Below are 12,287 nucleotides of genomic sequence, written 5' to 3' on the forward strand. Positions count from 1 at the left end.
TCGACGGCCGGGTTGTTGTCCCGGCGTCCCAAAATGCCATGCGGGCGCAACCCTGCGTGCTACATTCCGTCTGATACAAAATGAAACGGAGGAGCGTGGTGGGCATTCCTCAGCGGCATTTTCAGACCTCGGCACTGCCCGTAGAGGCCAGGTTCGAGATCTGGCGCGATCGCATGGGCGCGATGTTCGACATCGATACGATCGACGGCCGGCGGGATCTCCGCGTCGACGTCCGCAGCTTCAATCTGGGCGGCATGATCTTCAGCAACATGGAGGTGGACCCCTTCGTGTTCGAGCGCTCCGCCCGCAAGGTCCGGGCCGACATGCTGGACCACGTGATGCTGCGGTTCGATGCGCCCGCGCACGCCGGCCAGAAGCCCCGGATGCTGACCATGGACCTGGGCCAGCCGCTGGAACGCGCGCCCATCTCCACGCGCAATCTATCGGTCATCCTGCCGCGCGCCGCGATGGCCGGGCTGGTCCGCCAGCCCGAACGGCTGCATGGCCAGTTCGTGGAGGGCGGCAGCATCACGCTGCTGTACGAATACCTGCGCGCGCTGTCTACTTCCATTGGCTCGATCGACGCCGGCCAGGTGCGCGGCATCCTGTCGGCGACCGAGGGCCTGATCGCGGCCTGCGTGGGCGGCCTGCAAGGCGGCCCGGCCAAGACCCGCGCGGCGGGCAAGGCCACGGCCTTGATGCGGGCGCGGCGCCATGTCGAGGCGCATCTGGCCGACCCGGCGCTGAATCCCGAAGGGATCGCGGGGGCGTGCTCGATCTCGCGTTCCAGCCTGTACCGGCTTTTCGCCGACCACGGCGGCGTGGCCGGATATGTGCAGGAAAGGCGGCTGGTGCGCGCGTTCGCCATGCTGTCGAACCCGTCGAACACCTCGACCATCGCCATGACGGCCCATTGCTGCGGCTTCTCCAGCGACGCCTATTTCAGCCGCGCGTTCAAGCAGCGCTTCGGCTGCTCGCCCAGCGAGCTGCGGGCCGACGCGCTGTCCGGCGCCCGCGCGCATCGCCTGGGCGAGCGCAACCAGGCCATGGCCGACAACGTGTTCAAGGCCTGGGTCTCGGGCCTGTCGGGCTGACGGGCCCGCCCGGCCGCCGCTAGGCGCGCGGCGTGTCGTCCTCGGGTTCGGCGCGGGCCTCCAGTTCGTTGCCCAGCACCTCGGCCGCGTCCCCGCCCGGGGTTTCCGGTTCCAGGCGGCGGCGCGTGTGGCCGGCGGCGCGGGCGTTGTCGCCCTCGTCGGGGCGTTCGGTCTGCATGAACACGTTGGCCGGGGGCGCGTAGCCGCGCTTGTCCTGGCCGAAGTACACCACGGTGTGCGGGTAGGGCAGCTCGATGCCGGCGGCGTCGAAATGCTTTTTCAGCAGCCGGTTGTAGCCGCGCTGCACCGCCCATTGCATGCCCGGGGTGGTCTTGATCAGGATGCGGATGGTCACGCCCTTTTCGTTCACGGCGGTGACGCCGGCCACGGTCATTTCCTCCAGGATTTCCGGCCCCAGCACGGTGTCGGTCATCAGTTCGGCGAAGGCCGCGCGCAGATGCTCGATGGCGTCGTCCACGCTTTCGCGGTGGGCGATGGTGTATTCGCCCAGGTGGTAGGAGAAGTCGCGCATGTGGTTGGCCACCACGTCCACCGAGGAGAACGGCACCAGGTGGTAGCCGCCGTCCAGCGTGCGGATGCCGACCGAGCGTATGGTCATTTTCTCGACCGTGCCGAACACGCCGGCCACCTGCACCACGTCGTTCTCGTTCATGCCGTTTTCAAGCTGGATGAAAACCCCGGTGATGATGTCCTGCACCAGCTTCTGCGCGCCGAAGCCGATGGCCAGGCCCACCACGCCGGCGCCGGCGATCAGCGGCCCCACGTCGATGCCGATCTGCGACAGCAGCACCATCAGCGTCATGGCCACGATCACGATCAGCGCGGCGTTGCGAAACAGCGCCAGCAGCGTGCGCTCGCGCGCGCTGGGCATGCCGCGCCCCTCGCGCTGGCTGAGACGGTGCTCGATGATGCTGGCGATCACGGTCCAGGCCAGCGCCGCGATCAGCAGAACGATGACGATGTTGAGCACCACCTTGATGGCGGCGGCGCCGGCGTCCGAGGCCAGCCAGCGCGACAGGTCGAATGCGTGCCACGCGTCCAGGATCAGCAGCAGGATCACGATGCGGATGATCCAGCCCAGCAGTTTCAGGGCCGCCGGCACGTAGGCGTTGACCCGCGCCTCCAGCAGCGGCAGGCGCCGGCGCAGGTCGTCGGCCAGCCGGATGGGCTTGGCCAGCATGGTGTTCAGCAGCAGGATCAGCAGGCTGCCCACGCCGATGACCAGCAGGGTCTGGGCGGTGGCGTGCGCCATGAAGGGCAGGGCGTTGATCGGGTCGATCTGGCTGACCACCAGCAGGATGGTGAAGTAGCCGATGCCCAGCACGTGCCACACGCGCGCCAGGATGCGCAGGCGCGAGCCCATGAAGGTGGCGGCGTTGGCGGCGCGGCGTTCCAGGCGTTCGCGCACCGGCTGGCGGTTCTGCCAGATCACGCGCACCGCGTAGACGTACACGGCCAGCATGATGACCATGCTGGCCAGCCGGCCCAGCGCGGGCGACAGCGCGGCCGACATCACCGGGTCGATCAGCAGCGTGCCGTAGCCGGCCGCCGTGACGATGCGCTGCAGCCACGCGGCCCAGTACCGGGCCAGCTCATCGGTCATGGGCAGCAGGCGCAGGTGCGGATGGCGCACCGCGAACACCGTGCGCACCAGCACCTTGACGATCTCCACGTAGACGAAGGCCTGCAGGAACACGGTCGCCAGCGGGTCCAGCGTGCCGCGGCCGGGCGTGCTCCACAGGGCGGCGGCCGCGCCGGCCATCGCCGCCAGCAGCACCACCGCCGCGTCTATGGCCACCGCGCCCACGATGGCGCCGGCGCGCCGCGACAGCACCCGCATGGTCAGCGGCGCGCCCGGCTTGCGCGAGGCCTCGGCCTCGCAGCCGTGTTCGGCCACCCAGCGGTCGATGCGCGTGTAGACGAGCATGGCGATCGCGCGCAGCAGCAGAAAGGCGATGATCGTGGCCGCGGCGGCCAGCGCCAGCGGCAGCAGCGCGCTGCTGGCCGCGTCGCCGTCCATGCGCAGGCTGCGCCCCGAGGCCAGGCTGCGCATGTCGTCCACGCCCTGTCCCATATCGGCGGCCAGGCCGGTCAGGAAGCGCTGCACCCCGTCGGCCATGCGTTCCCGCAGGCCGGGCTCCGCCGGCGCCTCGGCGGCGGCGGGCGCGGCGGGCTTGGCGCCGGACGCCTGCGCGCGCAACTGGTCCACCAGGGCTTTGCGTGCCTCGGCGTTTTCCAGCAGGTCGGCCAGGGCGGCCGGGGTCAGTTCGGTGGAGGCGGCGGCCGGTTGCTGCGGCAGCAGCGGGCTGGCGGCCTGGGCCGCGGATTGCCAGGCCAGCGACAGCCAGCACAGCATCGCCGCCAGCAGCCAGTGCGTCAGGCGCCGCCAGGGATGGGCGGCTGGTTTGCGGGGCAGGGGGGCGATGGGTGCTGTCGTCGCGGATCGAACCACTGGTAAATCTCCTCTGCGAGCAAGGCGTGACATGGAAAGCGGGCCGCGCGGGCGGCGTCGCCTCTTCTGCCTGAATGATAAAGCCCCATGGCGCGCGAGCCGGGAACGCCGCTTGCTGCTTTCGGCGGCTATGACATCCACACCGAATCACTCCGACGGCATCGTGGCGGCCTATCCGCGGCGCCTGCAGGCGTCCGAGCACGAAGCGGCCTCCCAGGAAGCGCTGGCCCTGCGCCTGGCCGCGCTGCTGGGCCGGACGTATGTGCCGGATTACCGGCCCAGCCGCCATCGCGGCAGCCCCGCGCCGTATTACGTGCCGGATCGCACCATCACCGGCATGGCGCGCGCCGCCGTGCTCGGCATCAGCAGGGCGGCGGACTTGTACGGCGGCGTGGTGCCCCATGCCTTCGTGGCGACGAAATCCATCAGCCACCAGCTCGCCGGGCCGCAGGCCCGCGCGCCGGCGGGCTGGGTCGCGTCGCTGCCGGCCGCGCTGCGCGCGGTGGTGCTGTCGGGCTATACGGCTTTCTGCCGCGAAGACGCGCTGGTCGCGGGCCGGCTGCTGCTGGCCCGCGGTCCGCTGCGGCTGAAGCCGGCGGACGGAACCGGCGGGCGCGGGCAGCAGGTGGTGCGCGACCTGGACGCGCTGCGCGCCGCGCTGGCCGCGCAGTCGCCGGCGGCGATGGCGCGCCTGGGCCTGGTGCTGGAGGAAGACCTGGAAGACGTCGAGACCTACAGCGTGGGCTGGTCGAAGGTGGGCAAGCTGGAGATCTCCTATGTCGGCACCCAGTCGCTGACCCCGTCCAACGACGGCAGCCAGGTGTACGGCGGCTCCGAGCTGCGCGTGGTGCGCGGCGGCTTCGACGCCTTGCGCGCCCTGCGCCTGGGCGCGAAAGAGCGCCATGCCATCGACATGGCCTGCCATTACGACACGGCGATTTCCACGGCATATCCGGACCTGATCGCCTCGCGTCGCAATTACGACGTGGCGTTCGGGCGCGGGGCCGACGGGGGCGCGCGCGCCGGCGTGCTGGAACAGTCGTGGCGCGCCGGCGGCGCCAGCATCGCCGAGCTTGCCGCCATGCAGGCGCTCGCACTGTCGCCCGCGCTGTGCGAGGTGCGCGCCGAGACGCGCGAGCGCTACGGCGCCGACGAGCCGGTGCCGATCGCCCAGCGGCTGGTGTTCCACGGGCACGACCGGGCGGTCGGCCCGATCAGCAAATCGGGAGGAATCGTGGAGGCGGACGATGGCGGCGCATAGCAAACCGTTTGCGCTGGAAGTGGACGACGTCTCGCTGGACGCGACCTTTCTTACCCCGGAGGACAAAGTGCCTGGCGTACTTTTCATCCACGGTTGGGGCGGCAGCCAGGAGTTCGACCTGTCGCGCGCCAAGGGCATCGCCGCGCTGGGCTGCGTCTGCTTGACGTTCGACCTGCGCGGCCATGCCGCCACCCTGCAACGGCAGCGCGAGGTGACGCGCGAAGACAATCTGCGCGACGTGGTGGCGGCCTATGACAGGCTGGCCGCCCATCCCTCCCTGGATTCCGGCTCGGTCGCGGTGGTGGGCAGCAGCTACGGCGGTTATCTGGCGGCCTTGCTGTGCACGCTGCGGCCGGTGCGCTGGCTGGCGCTGCACGTGCCGGCGCTGTACCGCGACGACGAGTGGCTGGTGCCCAAGAACCAGCTCAACCGCGACACGCTGCGCGCCTACCGCAGCGCCTATGTGCCGGCCGAGGAGAACCGCGCGCTGCAGGCGTGCACCGACTTCGCCGGCGACGTGCTGCTGGTGGAGGCCGAGCACGATATCTACATCCCGCATTCCACCATCATGAGCTACCGGGGGGCGTTTCGACGCTCGCATTCCCTGACGCACCGCATCATCGACGGCGCCGACCACGCCCTGACCGAGAAGCCGGCGCAGCGCGCCTACACCTCGATCCTGGTGAACTGGGTGACCGAAATGGTCATGGGCGCGCGCATGGGAGTCGGGCGGGCAGGGTTATGAGCGCGCGCGCAGGACAGGAAGAAGTCATGCCGAGCACCAGCATACCGGCGCGGCGTCCGCGCCCGAAGCGATCGCCGTCCAAGGAACAAGCCGAGCGCGGCGGCGCGCTGTTCCGGGCCTTCGACCGTTTCGCCGCGCGCGTGAAGCGATGGACTGCATCGCCGGTGACGTTCGGCCTGGCGCTGATGGCGGTGCTCGCCTGGGGGCTGACCGGCCCGGTGTTCGGTTACTCCGAAACCTGGCAACTGGTGATCAATACCGGCACCACCATCGTGACCTTTCTCATGGTGTTCCTGATCCAGCAAAGCCAGAACAAGGACAGCGAGGCGCTGCACCTGAAGCTCGATGAACTGCTGATCGCGCTCAAGGGCGCCGACGAAGGCCTGGTCGACGCCGAGAGCCTGGACGAGGACAAGCTGCTGGCGCTGGCGGCGGCCTGCACGGCGCGCGCCAGGAAGCAACACCGCCAGCGCGCACGCAGCCGGAGGCGGCAATGAACCATCCCAAACCCACCGTGCGCAAGGGACAGTATCCCGGTGCGCTGGCGCGCGAGGCGTTCCGTGAACGCTTCATGCAGCGCTTCTACGATCCAGCTTTCCAGGCCGAAAACGACGCTCTGGAGCGGCTGGAGACCATCGCCTGGCAGGCCTACGAGGCGGGCCGCAAGTCGCCCGTGACCGTCAAGGCCGGCCCCGAGTTCGCCGATCCCGATTACGAGCTGGCGGCCGAGTGGAAGCAGACGCGCGACCGGCTGGCCGTCGCCGAAAAAGTGCAGCGCGATCCGGGCACGCCCTCGCGCGTGCTGGTGATCGCCGGCGCGTCGCGCAACGACGGCACCTGTCCGGGCGAAGTCTCCAAGACCTGGCGGCTGGCGCGCATCGTGCTGGACGAGCTGCGCGTCGGCGGCGTGCAGACCGACATGCTGGACCTCAGCCGCCTGGCCTCCGAATACCAGTACCAGATCCATCCGTGCAAGGGCTGTGTTTCGACCGCCATGCCCTTGTGCCACTGGCCCTGCAGCTGTTATCCGAACCATGCGCTGGGGCAGGTCAACGACGCCATGGCCGGCATTTACGAGCAATGGGTCGCGGCCCACGCCGTGATCCTGGTGGCGCCCACCTACTGGTATCAATCGCCCTGCCCGCTGAAGCTGATGATAGACCGGCTAGTGTGCGCCGACGGCGGCAACCCCGATCCGACGCTGACCGGCGGCAAGGACCCGCTCAAGGCCAAGCAGGTTGAACTTGCCGGCTGGCCGTATCCCAAGCACCTGGCCGGCCGCGCCTATGGGCTGGTGGTGCATGGCGACGTGGCCGGCATCGAGGCGCAGCGGCGCGCGCTGAGCGACTGGCTGGACTGGATGGGCCTGATCGACGCCGGCGCGGCCTCGCGGCTGGACCGCTACATCGGCTATTACCGCCCCTATGCCACCAGCCACGACGAGCTGGACCGCGACACGGCCGTGCAGCAGGAGGTGCGCAACGTGGCGCGGGCCGTGCTCAATGTGCTGCCGCGGCTGCGGCGCGGCGAGATGGCCGGGCTGGACCGGGGGATCGAGCAGCCGCGGCCGAAGTGAGCGTCGGCGAGGGCCGGTCCCGGATCGACGGCCGGCACCTCCCAGTCCGGATTCCACGGGTTTTCCCTGATTTGCATACGTATGCAAGCGCTTGAAAGTGGCTGCACTTCATCGACTCACCTACGTTTGCAGGGCAGGAAAAACCATGATCCGGTATCTGAAGCGCGGCCGCACGGCCGCCGTTAAAACCGACCACGACGCCAAGGTGCGCGCCACCGTCGAAGACATCATCCGCGACATCGAGACGCGCGGCGACGCGGCGGTGCGCGACTACAGCCGCAAGTTCGACAACTGGGACCCGCAGGACTTCCGGCTGTCGCGCGCGGAGATCGAAGCCGCCCGCAAGCAGCTGTCGGCACGCGAGATCGAGGACATCGCGTTCGCGCAGAGCCAGGTGCGCAATTTCGCGCAGATCCAGCGCGATTCCATGCGCGAGGTCGAGGTGGAAACCTATCCCGGCGTGGTGCTGGGCCACCGCCACGTGCCCATGAACGCGGTGGGCTGCTATATCCCGGGCGGCAAGTATCCGCTGCTGGCCTCGGCGCACATGAGCGTGCTGACGGCCAAGGTGGCGGGCGTCAAGCGCATCGTGTCGACGGCGCCGCCTTATCAGGGCAAGCCGCATCCGGCCATCGTGACCGCGATGGACATGGCCGGCGCCGACGAGATCCTGGTGCTGGGCGGCGTGCAGGCGGTGGTGGCGATGGCCGTGGGCACGCCCAGCGTGGCGCCCGTGGACATGCTGGTGGGCCCGGGCAATATGTACGTGGCCGAAGCCAAGCGGCAACTGTACGGCCGGGTCGGCATCGACCTGTTCGCCGGTCCCACGGAAACCCTGGTGATCGCCGACGACAGCGTGGACGGCGAACTGTGCGCCGTCGATCTGCTGGGCCAGGCCGAGCACGGCCCGACCTCGCCCGCGGTGCTGCTGACCAATAGCGAACAGTTGGCGCGCGACACGCTGGCCGAGGTCGAGCGCCAGCTCGCCATCCTGCCGACCGCCGCCATCGCGGCCCAGGCCTGGGCCGATTGCGGCGAGGTCATCGTCTGCGACAGCCTGGAGGAAATGCTGCAGGTGGCCGACGAACTGGCGTTCGAGCACGTGCAGGTCATGACCCGCGATCCCGACTACTTTCTGAACAACATGACGAACTACGGCGCGCTGTTCCTGGGGCCGCGCACCAACGTCAGCTTCGGCGACAAGGTGATCGGCACCAACCACACGCTGCCGACCAACCGCAATGCGCGCTACACGGGCGGGCTGTGGGTGGGCAAGTTCCTCAAGACCTGCACCTACCAGCGCGTGCTGACCGACGCCGCCAGCGCGACCATGGGCGAATATTGCTCGCGCCTGTGCCACATGGAGAACTTCGCCGGCCACGGCGAGCAGGCCAATATCCGCGTGCGCCGCTACGGCGGCCGGCCCGAACTGCCCTGGTACCAGCCGGTGGAGGCCCGGTCATGATCGCGCTGCCCAAGGGACCGGATTTTCGGCTGGACGGGCGCCGCGCGCTGGTGACCGGCGGCTCCGGCGGCATCGGGCTGGCGGCGGCGACGGCGCTGGGCCGCGCCGGCGCGCACGTGACGCTGGCCGCGCGCCGCGCGCCCGAACTGGAACAGGCCTGCAAGGCCCTGCGGGCCGAGGGCGTGCAGTGCGCGGCGCTGGTGCTGGACGTGACGGACTCGGCCGCCGTCGACGCCGCGCTGGCGCAAGGCGCGCCCTTTGACATTCTGGTGAACAACGCCGGGATGAACCGCCCCAAGCCGCTGGTGGAGCAGTCCGACGAGGACATCGACGCGGTGATGGACCTGAACGTGAAGGCGGCTTTCTACGTCTGCCGCGCGGTCGCGCGCCGGCTGCTGCAGGCCGGGCAGGGCGGGTCCATCATCAACGTGTCGTCGCAGATGGGCCACGTGGGCGGCCTGCGCCGCACCCTGTACTGCGCCAGCAAGCATGCGCTCGAAGGCATGACCAAGGCGCTGGCCTGGGAGCTGGGCGCGGCCGGCATCCGCGTCAATACCGTGTGCCCCACCTTCATCGAAACGCCCATGACGGCCGGCATGCTGGCCGACCCGGAATTCCGCGCCTGGGTCTGTGCGCGCAACGCGCTGGGCCGGGTCGGGCAGGTCGAGGAGATCATGGGCGCCATCGTGTTCCTGGCCAGCGACGCCTCCAGCCTGGTGACCGGCAGCGCGCTGATGCTGGACGCGGGATGGACCGCCGCATGAGAACCACGCCGCGCGCCCAGGACGTGGCGGATCTGGCGGAGGTCTCGCAGTCCGCCGTCAGCCGCACCTTCACGCCCGGCGCCAGCGTGTCGGAGCAGACCCGGCGCAAGGTGCTGGCCGCGGCGCAGAAGCTGGGCTATCGGCCCAACGCGCTGGCCCGCAGCCTGATCACCCGCCGCAGCCGCATCGTGGCGCTGGTGATGAGCTATCTGGAAAACCAGTTCTATCCGCTGGTGATAGAGCGGCTGTCGCAGAAGCTGCAGAAAGAGGGCTACCACGTGCTGATGTTCATCGCCGAGGTGGACGAGGCGGCCGACGGCGTGCTGGCCGAGATCCTGCAATACCAGGTGGACGGCATCGTCATGGCCTCGGCCATGCTGTCGTCCAACGTGGCGCGCAGCTGCGCCGAAGTGGGCGTGCCGGTGGTGCAGTTCAACCGCGTGTCCATCCTGGGCGGGCTGGCGCGCCATGCCAGCAGCTCTGTCACTTCCGACAATTACGAGGGCGGCCGGCTGGTGGCGCAGTTGCTGGCGCAGCGCGGCTACCGGCGCTTCGGCTACCTGGCGGGCCTGGAGGATTCGTCCACCAGCATCGAGCGCGAACGCGGCTACCGCGACGCGCTGGACGAGCTGGGCCACGCGCTGCACAGCCGCGCGGTGGGCCATTACAACTTCGACCAGGCCCAGGAGGCGGTGCGGCGGATGTTCGAGCGCGATGCGCCGGATGCGCTGTTCGCCGGCAACGACCATATGGCGATCGCGGCGCTGGACGTGCTGCGCCTGGAGCTGGGCCTGCGCGTGCCGCAGGACGTGGCCGTGGTGGGCTTCGACGACGTGCCGCAGGCCGCCTGGGGCGCCTATCGCCTGACCACGGTGCGCCAGCAGGTCGAACCCATGGTCGAGGCCACCGTGAGCCTGCTGCGCGAACAGATGCATTCCGAACTGCGGCCGCGCGACATCGTCGTGCCCTGCACCCTGGTCGAGCGCGGCACCGTCCGCGCCGGCCCCTGAATTTCTTTCATACCGGCAACTCAGCAAGGCGGACGCAGATTCCGTCCAGACATCATCGACAGGAGACTTTCGAATGCGCAGCACCTTCATACGCACCCTGGCCGCCGCCGCGGCGTTCGGTTTGACGGCCACGCTGGCCCACGCCCAGCAGGCCGCGCCCGGCTGGCCGGCCAAGACCATCCGCTACATCGTGCCGTTCTCGCCGGGCGGGGTGTCCGACGGCGTGGCGCGCCTGATGGCCGAGCAGTTGTCGGCCCGCCTGGGCCAGCCCGTCGTGGTCGAGAACAAGCCGGGCGTCTCCGGCATCATCGGCACCCAGCAGGTGGCGCGCGCCGAGCCGGACGGCTATACGGTGGTCGGCGGCACCATCACCACGCACGCCGTCAACCCGTTCTTCATCAAGTCGCTGGGCTACGACCCGGTCAAGGATTTCACGCCGGTGGCGCTGGTGGGCATGGTCAGCAACGCCCTGGTGGTGCGCGCCGACAGCCCGTTCGACACGGTGCAGCAGGTGATAGACGCGGCGCGCGCGCAGCCGGACGGCCTGACCTACGGCACCGCCGGCGCGGGCACCTCGCAGCATCTGTCGGGCCAGCTGTTCCAGTCGATCTCCGGCACGCGGCTGCGCCAGATCGTCTACAAGGGCGGTTCGCAGTCCATGGTGGACCTGATCGGCGGACAGATCGACATGGTGTTCGAAACCGTGGCCGCGGCGCGCCCGATGATCGATTCGAGGCGGGTCAAGGTGCTGGGCGTGACGTCGGCCGCGCCGCTGGCCGACCTGCCGCAGGCCAGGCCGCTGGCCGAGCTGGGGCTGCCGGGGTTCCAGATGCAGTCGTGGCAGGGCATCTTCGCGCCGGCCGGCACGCCGGCGCCGGTGGTGGACCGGCTGGCGCGCGAGATCGCGGCCGTGGTCGAAACGCCGGAGGTCCGCGCCAAGCTGCTGATGCTGGGCGTGGCGCCGGACGGCCGCGGCTCGGCCGCGTTCGCGCAGTTCCAGCGCAGCGAAATCGAAAAATGGGGCAAAGTGATCAAGGACGCCGGCATCCAGGCCGATTGATTCCCCAACCGCATCCAGGAGACTGACATGAACGAACCCCGATACCCTCTGGATGGCCGCCTGCCGGCCATGCTGCGCAGCGGCAAGCCCTTGCGCGGCCTGTTCAACGGCCTGCCCAGCCCGGCCATCGTCGAAATGTGCGCGTATGCGGGATTCGATTTCATCATCCTGGACAACGAGCACGGCAGCGCCGATTTCGGGACCACCGAGCACATGCTGCGCGCGGCGCGGGCCGCCGGCATCGTGCCGGTGGTGCGCTGCTTCGAACACGACCTGCCGCGCGTGCTCGACATGGGCGCCAGCGCGGTGCAGGTGCCCATGGTGGAAAGCGCCGCGCAGGCGCGCCGCCTGGCGGACCTGATCCACTATCCGCCGCTGGGCCGGCGCGGCAGCGCCTTCAGCACGCGCGCGGCCGGCTACGGCGCGTTCGGCGGCGCCGGGCATACGCAGCGCAGCAACGAGGGCATAGCCTTCATCGCCATGATCGAAACTCCCGAGGCGATCGCCGCGGCGGCGGAGATCGCGGCGGTCGACGGCGTGGACGCTGTGTTCATCGGCCCCAACGACCTGGCGCACGCGATGGGCCACGGCAGCGACTGGAACGCCGAGCCGGTGCAGCGCGCCATCGAGCAGGGGCTGCGGGCCATCGCGGCGGCCGGCAAGTGCGCCGGCATCATCGCGCTGACGCCGGCCGACGAGGAAAAATACGGGGCGCTCGGCGCGCGCTATTTCGCCAATGTGTCGACCAGCATCATCACGCGCGCGCTGGCGCAGGCCGCCAGCGCCGGGCGCGACGCGGCGTTGCGGTATTGAAGCATTCCGAGTCGTATCGGCCGTCC

11 protein-coding genes are annotated in these 12,287 nt (G+C 69.8%); 10 read left to right on the forward strand and 1 reads right to left on the reverse strand.

Features of this window, described 5'->3' with window-relative positions; genetic code table 11:
• Positions 1-80: 80 nt before the first annotated feature.
• Positions 81-1,094, forward strand: a complete 1,014-nt coding sequence (locus tag AC1M14_RS04665; RefSeq protein WP_479731104.1) for a helix-turn-helix domain-containing protein — start codon at positions 81-83, stop codon at positions 1,092-1,094.
• A gap of 19 nt (positions 1,095-1,113) precedes the next feature.
• Here the strand turns inward: AC1M14_RS04665 and AC1M14_RS04670 are convergent, their stop codons facing one another.
• A complete protein-coding gene (locus AC1M14_RS04670) occupies positions 1,114-3,471 on the reverse strand; it encodes a mechanosensitive ion channel domain-containing protein (protein WP_102773901.1) in 2,358 nt (785 codons plus the stop codon).
• A 226-nt stretch (positions 3,472-3,697) separates the two neighbouring features.
• On the opposite strand from AC1M14_RS04670, the gene AC1M14_RS04675 reads away from it, so the two are divergent.
• The 9 genes from AC1M14_RS04675 to AC1M14_RS04715 all read left to right on the forward strand — a co-directional run bounded on the left by AC1M14_RS04675 (position 3,698) and on the right by AC1M14_RS04715 (position 12,261).
• The gene (locus AC1M14_RS04675) at positions 3,698-4,828 is read left to right on the forward strand and encodes a DUF3182 family protein (protein WP_479731105.1); all 1,131 of its coding nucleotides are present in this window, start codon (positions 3,698-3,700) and stop codon (positions 4,826-4,828) included.
• A complete protein-coding gene (locus AC1M14_RS04680) occupies positions 4,815-5,573 on the forward strand; it encodes an alpha/beta hydrolase family protein (protein WP_479731106.1) in 759 nt (252 codons plus the stop codon). The genes AC1M14_RS04675 and AC1M14_RS04680 overlap by 14 nt, the downstream gene beginning before the upstream one ends.
• Positions 5,574-5,599: 26 nt before the next feature.
• On the forward strand, positions 5,600-6,070 hold the full coding sequence (locus tag AC1M14_RS04685; protein ID WP_479731107.1) for a low affinity iron permease family protein: 471 nt from the start codon (positions 5,600-5,602) through the stop codon (positions 6,068-6,070).
• Positions 6,067-7,149 carry a flavodoxin family protein gene (locus AC1M14_RS04690; protein ID WP_479731108.1) on the forward strand — a complete coding sequence of 361 codons (1,083 nt, stop codon included), beginning with the start codon at positions 6,067-6,069 and terminating at the stop codon, positions 7,147-7,149. The genes AC1M14_RS04685 and AC1M14_RS04690 overlap by 4 nt, the downstream gene beginning before the upstream one ends.
• A 145-nt stretch (positions 7,150-7,294) precedes the next feature.
• Positions 7,295-8,614 (forward strand): histidinol dehydrogenase, encoded by a 1,320-nt coding sequence (gene hisD / locus AC1M14_RS04695; RefSeq protein WP_111825781.1) that lies wholly within the window; start codon positions 7,295-7,297, stop codon positions 8,612-8,614.
• Positions 8,611-9,378, forward strand: a complete 768-nt coding sequence (locus AC1M14_RS04700; protein ID WP_479731109.1) for an SDR family NAD(P)-dependent oxidoreductase — start codon at positions 8,611-8,613, stop codon at positions 9,376-9,378. The genes hisD and AC1M14_RS04700 overlap by 4 nt, the downstream gene beginning before the upstream one ends.
• A complete protein-coding gene (locus tag AC1M14_RS04705) occupies positions 9,375-10,388 on the forward strand; it encodes a LacI family DNA-binding transcriptional regulator (protein WP_479731110.1) in 1,014 nt (337 codons plus the stop codon). The genes AC1M14_RS04700 and AC1M14_RS04705 overlap by 4 nt, the downstream gene beginning before the upstream one ends.
• 73 nt (positions 10,389-10,461) lie before the next feature.
• Positions 10,462-11,448: a Bug family tripartite tricarboxylate transporter substrate binding protein gene (locus tag AC1M14_RS04710; RefSeq protein WP_479731111.1), complete on the forward strand. Its 987-nt coding sequence runs from the start codon at positions 10,462-10,464 to the stop codon at positions 11,446-11,448.
• Positions 11,449-11,475: 27 nt separating this feature from the next.
• Positions 11,476-12,261: an HpcH/HpaI aldolase family protein gene (locus AC1M14_RS04715; protein WP_102773894.1), complete on the forward strand. Its 786-nt coding sequence runs from the start codon at positions 11,476-11,478 to the stop codon at positions 12,259-12,261.
• Positions 12,262-12,287 lie beyond the last annotated feature (26 nt).

This window comes from Achromobacter sp. SX5 (assembly GCF_056711425.1).